11 protein-coding genes are annotated in these 16,760 nt (G+C 74.3%); 6 read left to right on the top strand and 5 right to left on the bottom strand.

Annotated features, from left to right (window positions below; all coding sequences use genetic code 11):
• The first annotated feature begins 8 nt into the window (after nt 1-8).
• The 3 genes from J421_RS31460 to J421_RS31450 all read left to right on the top strand — a co-directional run bounded on the left by J421_RS31460 (nt 9) and on the right by J421_RS31450 (nt 3,910).
• Entirely contained in the window at nt 9-1,010 is a 1,002-nt protein-coding gene (locus J421_RS31460; RefSeq protein ID WP_025415110.1) for a S41 family peptidase, read from the top strand.
• A gap of 131 nt (nt 1,011-1,141) precedes the next feature.
• Nucleotides 1,142-2,698: a Type 1 glutamine amidotransferase-like domain-containing protein gene (locus tag J421_RS31455; RefSeq protein WP_025415109.1), complete on the top strand. Its 1,557-nt coding sequence runs from the start codon at nt 1,142-1,144 to the stop codon at nt 2,696-2,698.
• A 21-nt stretch (nt 2,699-2,719) separates the two neighbouring features.
• Complete coding sequence (locus J421_RS31450) at nt 2,720-3,910, top strand: metal-dependent hydrolase (RefSeq protein ID WP_025415108.1); 1,191 nt, start codon at nt 2,720-2,722, stop codon at nt 3,908-3,910.
• A 198-nt stretch (nt 3,911-4,108) separates the two neighbouring features.
• On the opposite strand, the gene J421_RS31445 is transcribed toward J421_RS31450, so the two are convergent.
• A complete protein-coding gene (locus J421_RS31445) occupies nt 4,109-6,139 on the bottom strand; it encodes a S9 family peptidase (protein ID WP_025415107.1) in 2,031 nt (676 codons plus the stop codon).
• 100 nt (nt 6,140-6,239) lie between these two features.
• On the opposite strand from J421_RS31445, the gene J421_RS31440 reads away from it, so the two are divergent.
• Nucleotides 6,240-7,109 carry an alpha/beta hydrolase family protein gene (locus J421_RS31440; protein ID WP_025415106.1) on the top strand — a complete coding sequence of 290 codons (870 nt, stop codon included), beginning with the start codon at nt 6,240-6,242 and terminating at the stop codon, nt 7,107-7,109.
• An 84-nt stretch (nt 7,110-7,193) separates the two neighbouring features.
• Here J421_RS31440 and J421_RS31435 read toward each other — a convergent pair whose 3' ends face one another.
• Both J421_RS31435 and J421_RS34255 read right to left on the bottom strand, forming a co-directional pair.
• Entirely contained in the window at nt 7,194-8,771 is a 1,578-nt protein-coding gene (locus J421_RS31435) for an FAD-dependent oxidoreductase (protein ID WP_025415105.1), read from the bottom strand.
• Nucleotides 8,772-8,847: 76 nt separating this feature from the next.
• The gene (locus J421_RS34255; RefSeq protein ID WP_236646387.1) at nt 8,848-9,633 is read right to left on the bottom strand and encodes a helix-turn-helix transcriptional regulator; all 786 of its coding nucleotides are present in this window, start codon (nt 9,631-9,633) and stop codon (nt 8,848-8,850) included.
• A gap of 142 nt (nt 9,634-9,775) precedes the next feature.
• Between J421_RS34255 and J421_RS33350 the strand changes: the two genes are divergently transcribed.
• Nucleotides 9,776-10,195, top strand: coding sequence for a DoxX family protein (locus J421_RS33350; RefSeq protein WP_025415103.1), 420 nt, complete (start codon nt 9,776-9,778; stop codon nt 10,193-10,195).
• Here J421_RS33350 and J421_RS31420 read toward each other — a convergent pair.
• Together J421_RS31420 and J421_RS31415 are read right to left on the bottom strand one after the other, a co-directional pair.
• A complete protein-coding gene (locus J421_RS31420; RefSeq protein ID WP_104023568.1) occupies nt 10,180-11,733 on the bottom strand; it encodes a diguanylate cyclase in 1,554 nt (517 codons plus the stop codon). The two genes, J421_RS33350 and J421_RS31420, sit on opposite strands and share 16 nt — an antisense overlap.
• A 452-nt stretch (nt 11,734-12,185) precedes the next feature.
• Nucleotides 12,186-13,856, bottom strand: a complete 1,671-nt coding sequence (locus tag J421_RS31415) for a PAS domain-containing sensor histidine kinase (RefSeq protein ID WP_025415101.1) — start codon at nt 13,854-13,856, stop codon at nt 12,186-12,188.
• Nucleotides 13,857-13,983: 127 nt separating this feature from the next.
• On the opposite strand from J421_RS31415, the gene J421_RS31410 reads away from it, so the two are divergent.
• Nucleotides 13,984-16,671, top strand: a complete 2,688-nt coding sequence (locus J421_RS31410; protein ID WP_025415100.1) for a bifunctional YncE family protein/alkaline phosphatase family protein — start codon at nt 13,984-13,986, stop codon at nt 16,669-16,671.
• Nucleotides 16,672-16,760 lie beyond the last annotated feature (89 nt).

The following is a 16,760-nucleotide window of genomic DNA, read 5'->3' as shown; positions in this document are numbered from 1 at the left end:
CGCCGCCGATGTCCCTCCCCCGCCGCGCCCTCCTCGTCCTCCTCCTGGCCGTCGGCTGTCGAGGCGAGCCGACGTCACCACGCCCGGCCACGCTGTTCGACGAGGTGTGGGACGCGTTCGACCGCCACTACGCGTTCTTCGACCTCGGGCACATCGACTGGACGGCGCTCGGCGCGGCCTACCGCGACAGCGTCGGTGCGGCGACGGACGACCGCGAGCGCGCGCGGCTGCTCGGCGCGATGATCGGACGGCTGAACGACTACCACGCCGATCTCGCGACGCCGTACGGCGTCTTCGGGCCGCCGCCGATCGCGTACGCGCACCACTTCGCGCCGGATCTCGTGCGGCGCGGCTACTTCGCCGAGCCGGTCCGGTCCACGCGCTCGGGGCGGATCTACTTCGCGCGACTGCAGGACGGCACGGGCTACGTCTACATCGGCAGCTTCGGCGGGAGCGGCTGGGGCGGCGAGATCGACGACGCGCTCGCGGGACTCGGCGCCGTGCCGTCGATCGTCGTCGACATCCGCGACAACGGCGGCGGCGACGAGCGGATCGGCCAGGACGTCGCGGCGCGCTTCTACGACCGCACGCGCGTCTACCGCGTGACGCGCTTCCGCTCCGGGTCCGGCCACGGCGACTTCGGGTCCGCGTCGTCGATGTCGCTGTCGCCGGCCGGCGCGCGCCGCTTCACCGGGCCGGTGGCGCTCGTCACGAATCGGTTCGACGGCAGCTCGGCAGAGGACTTCACGCTCATGATGCGCGCGCTGCCGCACGTCACGACGGTCGGCGACACGACGCTCGGCCTCGGAAGCAACCCGCGCACGATGACGCTGTCGGACGGGTGGACGCTGCGCGTGCCGCAGTCGATGCAGTCGACGCCCGACGGCTTCGTGTACCAGTGGCGCGGGCTGCCGCCGGCGATCGCGGTGCCGTGGACGGCGGCGGATACGGCCTCCGGGCGGGATCCGTACCTCGACGCTGCCCTCGCCGCTCTTCAACGGCGCCGGTGAGGGCGCGGGCGATGCTGCGCCGACGATACGGCGCGATGAAGCGCGAACGGCGTCTCACCGCGCGGCACGGCGCCGTACCGCGCTCGCCCACCCCTCCCCCGGTCCGGTGTCAGCCCCTTACGTTCGGGACCATGACACCTCGCATCGTCGTCGCCGCCGCACTCGCGCTCGTCCTCGCCGCTCCTCCCGCCGTCGCCCAGAGCCCGAAGGTCGGGCCGCCGCGTGGCGCCGTGATCGTGGTCGGCGGCGGCTCGTTAGGCCCGGAGGTCTACGCCCGGTTCATCGAGCTCGCCGGCGGTCCCGACGCGCTCATCGTCGACGTGCCGACAGCGGGCGGCGACTCGGTGTACCCGGCCGACTGGCGCGGCACGCGCGGGCTGCGGGCGGCGGGGGCGCGCAACGTGGTCGTGCTCCACACGGTGAGCCGCACCGTCGCCGACGCCGACAGCTTCGTCGCGCCGCTGAAGAAGGCGGGCGGCGTGTGGTTCGAGGGCGGCCGGCAGTGGCACCTCGTGGACTCGTACGCCGGCACGAAGACGGAGCGCGCGTTCCACGACGTCCTCGCGCGCGGCGGCGTGGTCGGCGGCTCGTCGGCCGGGGCGTCGATCCTCGCGAGCTATCTGCTGCGCGGCGCGCGCGAGGGGAACACGGTCGTCATGGCGCCCGGCTACGAGGCCGGCTTCGGCTTCCTGCGCGGCGTGGCGATCGACCAGCACGTCGTGGCGCGCGAGCGGCTGCGCGACCTCGCCGACTCGCTGATCCCGCGCCACCCCGATCTGTTAGGCATCTCGGAGGACGAGGGGACCGCGTGGGTGGTGCGCGGCGACACCGCGGAGATCGTGGGACGCGGGCAGGCGTTCGTGTACGGCGGACGCGACGCGACGGACGCGGGAAAGCCGTTCCTCACGCTGCACCCGGGCGACCGCTACGACCTCGGCGCGCGCCACGTGATGCGGCGCGCGATCGCCGGTGCGTCGATCAGCGAGGCGTTCGTCGACTCGCTGCTCGCCCCGGTCGCGGCGCGCGGCCGCGCGGCGACGGTGCTCGTGGCGCAGGGCGGGCGCGTGCTCGTCGACAAGGGATACGGCGTCGCCGCGCACCCGCGCTACATGCCGGCGACCACGGTGCCCGAGATCCCGCTCGGCGAGATGGCGGACGTGTTCCACGGGCTCGCCGCACGGCTGCTCGCGCGCGACGGCAAGCTGTCGCTCGACGACACGCTCGCCGGCGGCGCCACGGTGCGCGAGTACCTCACCGGCACGCGGCGCGTGCCCGACGGCGGCGCGCGGCTCGCCGCGCTGCTCTCCGCGCGCGCCGGTACGCCGTATCCGCGCCTCGTCGACCGGCGCGTGTTCACGCCGATCGGCGCGCACAAGACCGTCGTCGCGATCGACGGCCGCGTCGAGTCGAACGTGGACGAGCTGTATCGACTCGCGCTCGCGCTGGAGAGCCCGGCGCGCGTCTTCGCCGACACGACGGCCGCGTCGGCGGGCGCGCCGCTGCCGGGGGAGGAGCTGGGGTGGCGCACGGAGCCGAACGGGCGCCTCGCGGCGTACGCGATGGACGACGGCCGCCGCGGGGCGTTCGTGCGCGTGCCGGCGCGCCGCGCGACGGTGATCGTGCTCACCGACGCGGACGACGCGGACGCGCGGGGCATCGCGGGACGGATCGCCGACCGGCTGCGTTAGGCACCGGCGGCCGAGCGCGCGGTGGACAACGTCACGCACGCGCTCGCGGGTCTCGTACTCGCTGAATCGGTCGTCGCGATCCGCCGCGCCCGCGGCGGCGCGCCGTCGGAGCCGTTTCGTCGGGCGGCCGCCGCCGTCGGCGTGATCTGCGCCGAGCTGCCGGACGCGGACCTGCTGTACGCCGGCGACGCGATGGGCGTCGGCCGACTCGGCTACCTCCTGCACCACCGCGGCCACACGCACACGGTGGTCGTCGCGACGCTCCTCGGGCTCGCCGTGTGGGGCATCGCGCTCGCGCTCCGCCGCCCGCTCCGCGCAGCGGGCGACCGCGGCTGGCTGCTCGTCGTCTGCCTCGCCGGCACGCTGCTCACGCACCTCGCGCTCGACTGGACGAACAGCTACGGCGTGCATCCGTTCTGGCCGCTCGACGACCGGTGGTACTACGGCGACGCGGTGTTCATCGTCGAGCCGTGGCTGTGGATCGTGTCGATCCCGCCCCTCCTGCTGCTCGCGCGCGCGCCGGCGACGCGCGTGCTCGTCGGCCTGCTGCTCCTCCTGATCGTCGGCGCCGCGTGGTCGGTGGACATGGTGCAGCGCCCGGTGGCAGTGCTGCTCACGTTGGGCGCCGTGGCGTGGACGGGGGTGGCGATCCTCGCCGCCGAGCGACGGCGCGCGGCGCTCGCGGCCGGAGCGTGGATCGCGGTGGAGGCGACGTTCCTCGTCTCGTCGTGGGCCGCGCGCGCCCGGGTGCGGACCGCCGTGGGACCCACCTACGCCGACGCCGCGCTCACGCCGCTCGTCGGCGACCCCACGTGCTACTCGGCGCTCGTCGTGGAGCGCGACGGATCGACGTACCGTGTGTCGTCGGCGACGGTCGCGCCATGGCCGGCCCTGCGCGACGCGGAGCGGTGCCCCGCGCCCACCGCTCGCGGCCTCGGCCCGCCGTCGCGCACGTCCACGACGCGCATCGCGTGGGGCGGCGAGTGGAGCGCGCCGCGGGCGGAGCTCGCGACGCTCGCGCGGAACTGCGTCGTCGCGGCGGCGCTGCGGTTCGTGCGGGTGCCGGTGTGGTCGCATCCCGGGGAGATCGACCTCTGGGACGCGCGGTTCGGGCGCGGCGGCTTCGCCGGCGTCACCACGACGGACGCGCCGGAGGAGTGCCCGCGCCACGTGCCGCCGTGGACGCCGCCACGGGTCGAGATGCTGCGTTAGGCGGCTGAACAGCGCTCGGGAGGGCGCGGGCGAGACCGCGCTGGCGGAGAGGCGCGATGACGCGCAAACGACGCTCGCATCGCTGCACGGCGCCGTACCGCGTGGTCGAGCGACGTTGGCGTCGCTAGCGCTTCATCGCGCCGTATCGGCGGCGCCGTATCGCCGGCGCCGTACCCAGCGCCGTCGCCAGCACGGCGCTCACGGCACGACTCTCGGTCCGTCGATGTGCGTGCGCACCCAGTCCACCCAGAGCCGCAGCCGCTCGCGCGCGTTCACCGGATCGGACGACGCGTGCGTGCGGCCCGTGAAGCCGACGAACTGCGTCTCGACGCCGTTGTCCTTCATCGCGCGGTAGAGCGCGAACGCCTGCGTCGGCGGCACGCGGAAGTCCTCCATGTTCGACATCACGAGCGTCGGCGTGCGGATGCGCGCGGCGTACGTGATCGGCGACTGCGCGCGGTAGGCGGCCATGCGGTTCTGGGTCCACGGCGAGCCGCCGAACGCGTAGCGGATGGTCACGCTGCCGTCGCCGAAGTTGTACATGTCCTCCCAGCTCGTGACCGGCGCGCCGGCCATCGCGGCCTTCCACTCGTTCGGGTAGTTGCCGATCAGCCAGCTCGTCATGAAGCCGCCGTACGACCAGCCGGTGACGGCGGTGCGCGTCGCGTCGACGTACGGGCGCGCACGCAGCATCGCGACGCCGGCCATGACGTCGCGCCCCGGGCCGGCGCCGGCGTCGTTCACGATCGCCGCCTGGAACGCGGTGCCGAGGTTGTCGCTGCCGCGATAGTTCGGCTGGAACACGATCCAGCCCTGCGCCGCCATGAGCTGCGCCGTGCTGCTGAACGACAACTTCGACGACGCCGTGGGCCCGCCGTGGATGTAGAGCACGAGCGGGTACTTCTTCGACGGGTCGAAGTCGGGCGGATAGCCGACGACGCCGTCGGCCTCGAACGCGCCGCTCTTCCACGTCACGCGCTCGAGCTTCCCCCACGCGACGTCGTCGGCCCACGCGTTGAAGCTCGTGAGGCGGCGCGGCTTTCCGTTAGGCCCGTCCATCACGTACAGCTCCGACGGGCGGTCCGACGCGGTCGCGGTGAACGCGATGGTGGGCGCGTGCGACGCGGCGGCGATGTCGTAGCCGAACGCGCCGTTGATCACGAGGCCCCCCGTGTCGAGCCGGCGCGGCGCGCCGCCACCGGTGGGCACGATCCACGCGCCCACCGACGTGCGGTCGTTCCCCGCGACGAGCAGCGACGCGCCGTCGGCGAGCCACTGCGCGCCGAACAGGTTGCGGTCGAGCGCTCTCGTCACGCTCCTCCCCTCGCCGCCCGACGTGGGCGCGACGTACACCTCGTTCCCATAGCCAAGGTCGTAGCGCCCATCGCGCGGGTACCAGTAGGCGACCGAGCTGCCGTCCGGCGAGAACACGGGGTTGTTCTCGAAGCGGCGCGCCGACGTGAGCGGCCTGACGGCGCCGCTCGCGACGTCGAGCAGCGCCGCGTGCACGGAGTCGAGCTTGCCCGACTGCGCGGCCGGGACCTGCGCGAGCGCGATGGTGCGACCGTCGGGCGACCAGCTCAGTCCCGACGGCGGGCTCCCCGGCGGCAGCACGAACTCCAGCGACCACGCGCCGCTCGTGATCCGCCGCTCCTGCCCGGACGTCGTCTCGACGAGCCACACGTGCTGCGGCTCGACGCGCTCGCGGAGGAACAGGTCCTGATCGCCGACGGTGAACGTCGTGAGGAAGCGCTCCTCGCCGTCGCGCTTCGGGCGCTCGTCGCTCGCCGCGAACGCGATCGCGCCGCCGTCGGGGCGCCACGCGAAGTGCTCGACGCCGGTGGGATGCGACGTGAGGCGCCGCGTCTCGCCGCCGGCCATGGGCAGCAGCCAGATCTGCATCTCCTTCGCCGAGTCGGGAGCGAGGAACGCGAGCGTGCGGCCGTCGGGCGAGAAGCGTGCGCCGCCGACGCTGCGCCGCTCGAACGTGAGCTGGCGCGCGGCGCCCGTCGCGACGTCCACCGCGTACAGCTCCGACTCGTTCTTGTCGCGCTCGTAGCTCGGCCGCGTGACCGTGACGACGACGGTGCGGCCGTCGGGCGCGATCTCGACGCCGCCGACGCCCACGACCTTGCGCAGGTGGTCGAGCGTGAAGTGCTGCGGCTGCGCGGCGAGCGGCGCGGCGACGGCGGTGCAGAGCGCGAGGACGGTGACGCTCCTGATGGGCATGGCGCGCGGGGTCGGAGGTTCGACGCGAACATAGAGCGGCCGTCCGGTCGCGCCAGCCCTCGACGGTGCGCTATTCTCCGGCGCTTCCACCGCCCCGCTCATGCGATCCTTCCGCGTCCTCCTCGCGACGTCGTGCGTCGCGCTTCTCTCGCGCGCGCTCGGCGCGCAGTCCGTCGACCCGATCGCCGCCGACCCCGCGCCGCGCGACACCGCGTTCCGCGCGAGCTTCGCCGAGCTCGCGCTGACGAGCGGCGGCGCGCGCATGAACGCGTTCATGCTCGTCGCGCAGGGCAAGGGGCCGCACCCGCTCGTGGTGCTGCTGCACGGCTATCCCGGCAACGAGCGCAACATCGACATCGCGCAGGCGCTGCGCCGCGCGGGGACGAACGTGCTGTACATCGACTACCGCGGCAGCTGGGGCAGCGGCGGCACGTTCACGTTCGCGAACGCGCAGGCCGACGTCGCCGCGGCGGTGCGCTGGGCGCGGCAGGCGGACACCGCGCGTACCTACCGCGTGGATCCGCGGCGCGTCGCGCTCGTCGGGCACAGCATGGGCGGCTGGCTCGCGCTGTTAGGCACCGCGGCTGACCCGTCGATCACGTGCGTCGCGGCGCTGGAGTTCGCCGACATGGCGCGCGAGGGGAGCGACACCTCGTTCGCGACGTACACGCGCTGGCTCACGGCGCCCGGCGCGCCGCTCCGCGGCGACGCGCGCGCGATGACGGCGAGCCTGCGCGCGCACCCGGAGTGGCGGCTCGTGCCGAACGCCGCGCGCATCGCGACGCGCCCCGTGCTGCTGCTCGACGACGAGGAGAACCCGTACCACGCCGACTTCGCCGCGGCCCTGCGAGGCGCCGGTGCGCGCCGGCTCACCGAGCGCGTGTGGGACACGGACCACGCGTTCGACGACCGGCGCGTGGAGCTCGCGCGGACGGTGGTGGGGTGGACGAAGACGGCGTGCGGATTCTGAGAGACAGGGCAGGAGGGCAGGAGGGGAGGAGGGCACGAGAGCCGAACGACTGTCCTGCCCTCCTGCCCTCCTGCCCTCCTGCCCTCACTCTCCCAGTTCGGCCTCCTCGAGCGGCGACGCGGCGGGCCCGTTGATCACCGTGCCGTCGTGCGCGAAGCGCGAGCCGTGGCACGGGCAGTCCCACGTCTTCTCGGCCGAGTTCCAGGCGACGATGCAGTACAGGTGCGTGCACACGGCGGAGCGCACGTCGAGCGAGCCGTCGTCGCGCTTGTAGACGGCGAGCTTCTTCGTCCCGCGGCGGACGAGGCGTCCCTCGCCGGCGGGAATCTCCGCGACGTCGCGCACCTCGCCGGGCGTTACGTAGTCGACGTACTGCGCGGCGACGTTGAGGTTCTCCTTCAGGAACTCGGCGACGGGCATCGCCTTCAGCGTCACGCGCGACGGGTCGTACACCGGTGCCCACGGCGACTCGCGGCCGACGATGAGATCGGCGAGCAGCATCCCGGCGATGGTGCCGTGGCTCATGCCGTTGCCCGAGTCGCCAGTGGCGATCCAGAGACGCCGGCTCCCCGGATTGCGGCCGATGAAGCCGAGGTAGTCGACCGGCTCCATGACCTGGCCGCTCCAGCGATACAGCGTCTCGCCGACCGGGAAGCGCGCGCGCGCCCACGACTCGAGCCGGCCGAACGCTTCCTCCTCCGGCGCCTCGGACTGTCCCGTCTTGTGGTCCTCGCCGCCGACGATGAGCACGTCCTCGTCGCCGGTGCCTAACGGATTCGCCAGGCGCACGTAGTGGTACGGGTCGAGCGTGTCCCAGTACAGACCGGGCGGCACCCAGCCGCGGCTCACGCGCATGCCGACGACGTAGGTGCGATACGGCGCCTGCTTCGTGTGCATCTTCACCCAGTCGTTCACCGGCGTGTTCGTCGCGACGACGACGTCGGACGCGTGCACGGTGCGGCCGCTCTCCGTCTTCACCGCGCACCGCGCGCCGTCCTTCGCGTCCTCGACGCCGTTCACGTGCTCGCCGCAGTGGATGCGTCCCCCACGCTCGACGATCGCGCGCGCGAGGCCGGCGAGATACTTAAGCGCGTGGAACTGTCCCTGGTTCGGGAAGCGCAGCGCGAGGCGCGGGAACGGCGCATCGGGGAACACGTTCGCGAGCGGCCAGTCGTCCACCAGCTCCACCGCCTCGCCGGCCGCGCGCGCCGCGTCGTGCTCCGTGGCCAGGACGTCGCGCCCCTGCGCGTCGCCGGCGAACCACCACCCGTCGAGCCGCGTGAACTCGCAGTCGATCGCCTCGTCGCGGACGATGCCCTCGATGCGGTCGAGCGCGGCGCGGAAGCTCTCGGCCACGCGGCGCGCCGTCTCGTCGCCGTGCACGCGCGCGATCTCGTGATAGTAGTCGTCGACCGCGGTGGCGATGTGCGCGGTGGTGCGCCCCGTCTCGCCGCCGCCGACCGGGCCGTCGTCGAGCACGACGACGGACTTGCCCTCGCGCACGAGATGGTACGCGGTCGTGAGGCCGGCGATCCCCGCGCCGACGACGCACACGTCGACGGTGAGGTCCTCCTTCAGCTTCGGGTACGACGGGACGTCGGCGGTCGCCTGCCAGATCGAGGGGCGGGCGCCCTCGACGGGACGGGCGGCGTTCGGTTCCATGGTCGAGCTCCGTGATGTGGTCGAGCGGCGAAGGCTGAGCAGATCCCGTGCTTGCCGCGCCGTCGCCCCGAGCCGTTCACGGCTCGCGCCATTCGTTTCCGACTCCCGCCCGCAGTGCCACGGCGATCGCCGCGGCCCGCGACTCCACGCCGAGCTTGGTGTAGACGCTCGCGAGGTGCGCCTTCACGGTGCGCTCGGCGATGCCCAGGTCGCGCGCGATCTCCCCGTTGCGCGCGCCGCGGCTCAGCGCGTGGAGCACCTCCAGCTCGCGCGCGGTGAGCCCGCGCAGCTCGCGCGGCAGCTCGCGCCGGGGGACGGCCATCGTGGACGGCGTGGCCGGCGTGGACGGCGGCGCGGTGCCGCTGGGCGTCTCCGGCGGCACGCGCGGCGCCGAGCGCAGCGCCGCCGCGGCGTGCCCGACCACGCCGGCCAGCGCGAGCAGCAGCCCCCACGTCGCCCCGCGGTAGAGGTCCTGCGCGAGCATCGCGTCGAGCGCGAACAGCGTGATCGCGCCGAGCGTGATCGCCACGGTGCCGAGCGCGCCGCCGGCGAGCATGACCGCCTGCGCGGTGAGCGCGGCCCACAGCGCGACGCCCACCGGGAACAGGGCGCCCGTGATTCCCACGACGAACACGATCGCCGTCTGCGCCGCGAGGTACGCCGCGAGCCCGACGCGGGCGCGCACGCCGGCGCCGAACCAGTACAGCGCGGCGTGCCCGACGAGCAGCGCGGCCCACAGGGCGACCACCGCAGCGGCCGGATGTCGCACCCGCGCGGGGAGCGCGAGCATGGAGACCGTGTGGAACACGGCGACGGCGGCGACGCCCGCGCCGAGTGCGCGGTCGAGGGATCGGACATGCATCGGGGGAGAGTTCGCGACGGCGCGCGCGGGCGCAATGTCGGGAGGTACTACGACCGACGGACGATGCGACCCGTGCGGCGCGGCGTGCATGGTGGCGGCCGTCCACGTCTCGCGAAACGTCCACCGTCGCCCGGAGCCGTCCATGCCCCGCCGCCCGCTCGCTGCCGCACTCGTGCGCGCGGCTCGCTGGATCCCCGTCGTGCTCCTGCTGCTGATCTTCGTGCCGCAGGGTTGGGCGAAGTTCTCCGACACGAGCGGATGGGCGGCCGCGTTCCGCCACTGGGGCTATCCGGACTGGTTCCGCGTCACGATCGGCGTCGTCGAGCTCACGGCCGCGGCACTGCTCCTGCTCGGTCCCGCGGCGGTCGCCGGCGCGCTCCTCATCGTGTGCGTCATGTTAGGCGGCATGGCGACGCACGTCGCCTTCGATCACGGCCGGCACATGACGAGCGAGGTCGTGCCGCTCACGCTCGCGCTGGTGGTGCTGGTACTGCGGCGGCGCGACGCGGCGGAGGCGGTCGCGCGCGTGCGCCGCGGCGCTCGACGTCAGGCCGCCGCGTAGCGGCTCTGCTTCGCCTCGTACAGCGCCGTGTCGGCGCGCGCGAGCAGCGCGTCGAGCGTGTCGCCCGGCGCGAGCTCCGCGACGCCGACGCTGAACGCGAGCGTGTAGGCCCGCCCGGTCGCGGCGGCCGCGCGGTTGTGCGCGTCGAGCGCGGCCTGCAGACGCGCGGCGACGGCGTGGCCCTCGCCGCTGCGATGCAGTCCGGCCGCGTACACCACCAGCTCGTCGCCGCCGAGTCGCGCGACGATGTCGTGGTCGCGGACCGTGTCGGCGATGACGCTGGCGACGGTGCGCAGCGCGTCGTCGCCTTCGGCGTGGCCGAACGTGTCGTTGATCCCCTTGAAGCCGTCGAGGTCGAGGTAGAGCAGCGCGTCGGTGCGGCGCGCGCGGCGGGCGCACGCGATCTCGTGGGCCGCGAGCTGCTCGAAGCCGCGCCGGTTGAGCAGGCCGGTGAGCGGGTCGCGCACGGCGAGGTCCTGCAGCTTCGCCTCGAGGCGGCGCCGGTCGGTCACGTCCTCGACGACGACGAGCCGCGCGCGGCGCTCGCCGAACGTCAGCGGGTGCGACGCGAGCTGCACGTCGATCTCGCGGCCGTCCTTCGTGGTGTGCCGGCGCTGCGACGTCGTGGGCGCGTCGCCGGCCGCGGCGACCCACGTGCGGACCTCCTCGCGCTCGGCGTCGGTGCGGATGTCGGCGAGGGTCATGGCGAGGAACTCGCTCTCCGAGAAGCCGTAGTGCGCGACCGCGGCGGGGTTCACGGCGAGGAAGCGCAGCGTCTCGGTGTCGTAGACCCACGTGGGGCGCGGGCTGCTCGCGAACAGCAGCCGGTAGCGCTCCTCGCTGTCGCGCGCCGAGGCCTCCGCCGCACGCGCGTTGCGCCACGCGGCGGCGAGGAGCATCGTCTCGCGCCGCACCGCCCAGAACGACGCGAGCACGACGCCGAGTCCGACGAGCAGCGCCCACGCCGACTCCAGGCGCACGCGGTGCGCAGCGGCGCCGGCGCGGGCGGCGCGGGTCGCGAGCAGCGAGCGCTCGTCGTCGCGCGCCGCGGTGAGCAGCCGGTGGACGCGCTCGGCGCTTCCGGTGGTGCGGTCGCCGGCGAGGCGCGCGGCGGCGAGGGCCGGCGTGCTCGCGTCGATGAGCGCCATCGTCGCCGCGGCCTCGGAGAAGCGCGCGCGCAGCGCGACGCCGAGCGCGCGAAGCCGGCGGTGCTGCGTCGGATTGTCGCGCGTCGAGTCGAACGCCGCGGCGAGACTCGATTCGGCACGCGCGCGCGCGACGGGATACGCCTGCGCCGGCGCGGTCGGTCCGACGAGCACGCGGTCGCGCAGCGCCGTCTCGGATCGCGCGACCGCGAGCTCGAGGTCGTCGAGGTGCTCGATGACGCGATGCGTGTGATCCACCCACTGCGCGGCGTCGCTGGCCTCGCGCTGGCCCGTGTACAGCAGGCGCGCGGCGGCGAGGACGGCGAGGACGGCGACGAGCACACCGGCCACACCGGCGCGGCGGATCGTGCGGGCGGAGGAGAGGGAGGCCATCGAGGCGGGAGGCGGCCGGGCGCCGACGTCGGCGGCACGGACGGAAGTCGGGGCGCGGTCGTGGCGCGCTCGCGGGTAGGACGCGGGGGGCGCGGTGGGGTCACGGGGCGGAGCGTCGACGGCGGGACGACCTGACGGCGGGACGACTGACGGCGGGACGACTGACGGCGGGACGATCCACCGCGGGACGATCGACGGCGGGACGATCGACGGCGGGACGATCGACGGCGCGTACCTAGTCCCTAGGGGGGCTCCCCCCCCTTCGCCCAAGGTGCTATGCCGTGAACGCACGGCCGTATCGATCGGACGCGGGGCGGATCCCAGGATCGCGGCGCCGAGGCTCGTGGCGCCATCTCACATCTCCTGGGCAGAGAAAGGCCCTTGTGTCTCGGAGGGTGGCCCCTCGCGGCGGAACGCGCCCGCGCGCCGACGCGGCGTGCCCTCGGTCGTCGTTAGGCCCCTGGCAGCCGCAGCACGAACGTCGACCCCTCCGCCGGCACGCTGCGCACCGTCAGGTCGCCGCCCATGCCGCGCGCCAGCTCGCGGCTGATCGCCAGTCCGAGCCCCGTGCCGCCCGTCGGCATCGCGAGCGACCGATGCACCTGCACGAACGGCTCGAACACGTCGTCGAGTCGCTCCGGCGGGATCCCGACACCGGTGTCGTGCACCGAGACGAGGACCGCGCCCGACGCCGCCTCGCACGCCACCCACACGCGGCCGCCGCTCGCCGTGAACTTCACCGCGTTCGCGAGCAGGTTGAGCAGGATCTGGCGCACCTTCTCGGCGTCCGCGCGCGCGACGAGCGACGCGCCGCACGCATCGACCTCGAACGCGATCGCCTTCTCGCGCAGCTGCGGGCCGATGAGCGGCTCCATCGCCTCCACGAGCTCGCGCAGGCGGACGTCGGCCACGTCGTACGTGAGATGCCCGGCGTCGAGCCGCGCGAAGTTCAGGATGTCGTTGATGATGCCTAACAGATGCCGCTGGTTGTGCAGGATGCGCTCGACGTCGGAGCGCTGGTCGGCGGTGAGCGCGCCGCGCACGCCGAGCGCGAGGAGGTCCGCGTAGCCGCCGATCGCGTTCAGCGGCGTGCGCAGCTCGTGGCTCATCGCGCGCAGGAAATCGAGCTTCGCGCGGTTCGCCTCCTCCGCGGCCGCGCGCGCGGCGCGCTCCGCCTCGCGCGCGCGCCGCTCCGCATCGAGCAGCCGCGCGCGGTCGAGCGCCTGCGCGCACTGCTCGGCGAGCGCGACGGCGAACGTGCGCTCCTCCGGCTCGAACGCGCGCTCCTCGGCGAACGTGAAGCTCAACACGCCGAGCACGCCGTCGGGCGACGTGAGCGGCAGGAACATCCAGCTCGCGAAGCGCCGCGTCGCCTCGGCGTCGGCGAGCGCGGGATAGCGCACGATGCGCTCGGCGCGCGACGCGAGCCACACCGGCGCGCCGGTGCGCGCGGCCTCGCACGCCGGATACGGCGCGGCCAGCGGCGCGCGGCGGAACACGCGCAGCAGCTCGTCGCCGTAGTCGAACGCGTCGACGATGTCGAGCATGTCGCCGTCGACGAGCGTGGAGGCGAAGCCGCCGCGGGCGCCCAGCGCGCGCCGCCCCTCGTCGATCACCACGCGCACGACGTCCTGCGGCGTCGCGGCGCGCGACAGCGCGGCGGTGACCGCCTGCAGCCGCGCACCGCGCTCGAGCGCCGCGCGCGCCGCGTCGGCCGCGCGCCGCGCGTCGGTGACGTTCTGCGCCACGACGACCACGCCGCCGTCGGCGGTCGGATACGCGCGCCCGCGCAGGACGACGTCGGGGTGGTAGCGTTCCTCCCACTGCGTCGGCACGCGCTCGCGCATGGCGCGCCGCACCTCGCCCTCGGCCACCGTGCCCGGCGGCATCGGGAGCACCTCCCACACGACCCGTCCGAGCGCGGCGTCCGGGTCGGCGCCGGCGGCGCGCATCGCGGCGCGGTTCGCCTCGTTGTGGTAGACGATGCGATACGCGTCGTCGAGCAGCACGAACACGTCGCTCACCACGTCGAGCATGCGTGCGACGCTGGCGAGCCGGACGTCGTCGGAGACGCGCACCCCGTCGTATGCCTCCGCCTGTGGGGTCGCCGACGACTCCGTCATGTCGAGAACATACCCCCCGGCGCGGGGCGCGGCCACGACATTCGGCGCCGCGACCTCGCGGATCCGGTGGATAGACTCCACTCTCGACGTGCCGCCGAACGTCCGATCCGCCCAACCGCGAGTCCCCATGCTCTTCCTCCAGCCTCCGCCCACGCCTCCGGCGCGCGACGTCGCGAAGCCCGGCGTCGTCGCCACCGGACAACGCACGACCCCCGCGGGGATGCAGACCGTGTTCGCCGGCCGCGTCGGCGGCGTGCGCTTCGACAGCGCGTCGCGCACGGTGTGGGTCGCGGTGCCAGGCTCCGTCTACCGGCTCGACTGGAACGACGGCCGCATCGTGTCGCGGCAGCGGTTCGACGGCCGACCGGGCGTGTTCGGCGTCGCGGTGGACCCGCCCACCGGGCGCGCGCTCGTGACGACGGTGGGCCGGCTGGCCGACTCGGTGGCCACGAACCGCCTGCCGGGATCGGCGCCGCTCGCCAGCCGCTCGTCCATCGCGCAGCTCGCGGCGTTCGAGGCGGACACCGGCGCCGGACGCGCGCGCACGACGTCGGGCGCGGTGGGTGACTTCCTCGCCGGTGCGCCCGCGGCGGCACGCGTGCCTAACGCGAGCGGACGACGCGTCGCCGTCGTGCCGCTGCCGGCGAACGACGCGCTCGCCGTTCTCGACGCGGACGCGCTCACGCCGATCGCGTCGGTGCCGTTGGGCGTCGTGCCCGTGGCGGCGGCGCTCGCGCGCGACGGCTCACGCGCCTACGTCACGAACCTCGGCGGCGCGAAGCCGACGGCCGGGCAGCGCGCCGCGCGGCAGTGCTGCGATCCGCGGGCCGAGTCCGTGCGCATCGACGCGCGCGGCATCGCCTCGCCCGGTTCGGTGACGCGGGTCGACGTCGCGGCGCGGCGCGTCACGCGCACGCTCACGGTGGGGCGCCACCCGACCGCGATCGCGTGGGACGAGGCGCGCGAGCGGCTCTACGTCGCCGACGGCAACGACGACGCGGTGCACGTGATCGACACGCGCGCCGACACCGTCGCCGCGGTCATCGCGGTCGCGCCGTTCCGCGCCGCGCGGCGCATCGGGCTCGCGCCCACCGCGCTCGCCATCGCCCCGGACGGGCGCACGCTCTACGTCGCGTTGGGCGGCGCGAACGCGGTCGCGGTGTACGACGTGTCGGGTGCGCGCGCGTCGCTGCGCGGGCTCATCCCCACCGGCTGGTATCCGTCGAGCCTCGACGCGAGCGCGGACGGCCGGTGGCTCGCCGTCGGCACGCTCTACGGCGTGGGTTCCGGCGAGGGCGAGGTGGACGGCAAGCGCGGGGGCTACGTGCACGCGGTGCGCGGCTCGGTGCACGTCGTCGCGGTGCCTAACGCGTCCGAGCTCGCCGCGTACACCGTCGCGGTGGCGCAGAACGACGGGCTGCCGCTCGCCACCAGCGTCGCCCCGGCCGAAGCCGCGGGGCCGCGTGCCGTCGCGGCGCGTCCCGTGCCCGAGCGCCCCGGCGAGCCGTCGCCGATCGAGCACGTGGTGTTCATCATCCGCGAGAACCGCACGTACGACCAGATCCTCGGCGACCTCGGACGCGGCGACGGCGACTCCTCGCTCGTGATGTACGGCCGCGACGTGACGCCGAACGCGCACGCGCTCGCCGAGCAGTTCGTGACGCTCGACCACTTCTTCGCCTCCGGCGGCAACTCCGCCGACGGCCACCAGTGGCTCACGCAGGCGAACGAGACCGAGTATCCGATGTGGCCGCTCTACTACGGGCGCTCGTACCCGTCGGAGGGGAACGACCCGCTCGCGTACTCATCGGGCGGCTTCCTGTGGGAGGCGGCGCAGGCGAAGGGGAAGACGGTGACGATCTTCGGCGAGTACGCGCCGGCGCCGTCGGACTCGGTGCCGAGCGTGCGGCGGGAGCTCATGGCCGACTGGGATCGGCACGCCGCCGACGACCCCGCGACGCGGAGCCGCCACTTCCGCACGCTGTTAGGCACCCGCTACCGCACGCGCTCCGCGATCCCGTCGCTCGACCGCGCGCTCGTGCGCGAGTACCCCGGGTGGACGCAGGAGGTGCCCGACGTCGTGAAGGCGGAGGTGATCCTCGACCACCTGCGCGGCTGGACCGCGGCGGGCAAGATGCCGCACCTCGTGATGGTGATCCTGCCGAGCGACCACACGGTGGGCACGACGCCGGGGTGGTGCGTGCCGAAGGCGTGCGTGGCCGACAACGACCTCGCGCTGGGCCGCATCGTCGAGGGGCTGTCGCGCTCCCCGTTCTGGCCGAAGATGGCGATCCTCGTCGTGGAGGACGACGCGCAGAACGGCGTCGACCACGTCGACGGCCACCGCACCGTGGCGCTCGCGATCTCGCCGTGGGCGAAGCGCGGCGTGGTGGACCCGACGCCCTACGTGCAGCCGAGCATGGTGAAGACGATCGAGCTGATGCTCGGCCTCCCCGCGCTCAGCGTGTTCGACCTCACGGCGACGGACATGCGCGCGAGCTTCCTCGCTCCCGACGAGAAGCCCGATCTCACGCCGTACTCCGCCATCGTGCCGCGGCAGTCGCTCTCGGAGACGAACGCGCGCGTCGGCGCGATCATCGGTCCCGACGCCGCCGCCCGCCGCCGCGCCGCGCTCGCGTCGTCGCGCATGAACTTCTTCACGCCGGACGCCGCACCGAGCGAGCGACTGAACGCGATCCTCTGGCACGACGCGCGCGGCTGGAAGACGCCGATGCCTGCGGTCAAACGCGCGCTGTTCTTCCCGCTCTCGGTCGATCTGGACGACGACGAGCGCGAGGAGCGGCGGAAGCCGTGATCGCCGTTCGTGTTTGACCGCAGAGGACGCAGAGGGCCGCAGCGGAGAACCAACGACACGAGTTGGTTTCCTCTGCGGCCCTCTGCGTC

This window comes from Gemmatirosa kalamazoonensis, from assembly GCF_000522985.1.
GTDB classification, from domain to species: Bacteria; Gemmatimonadota; Gemmatimonadetes; order Gemmatimonadales; family Gemmatimonadaceae; genus Gemmatirosa; species Gemmatirosa kalamazoonensis.
This window is presented reverse-complemented; position numbering and strand designations above follow the sequence as displayed.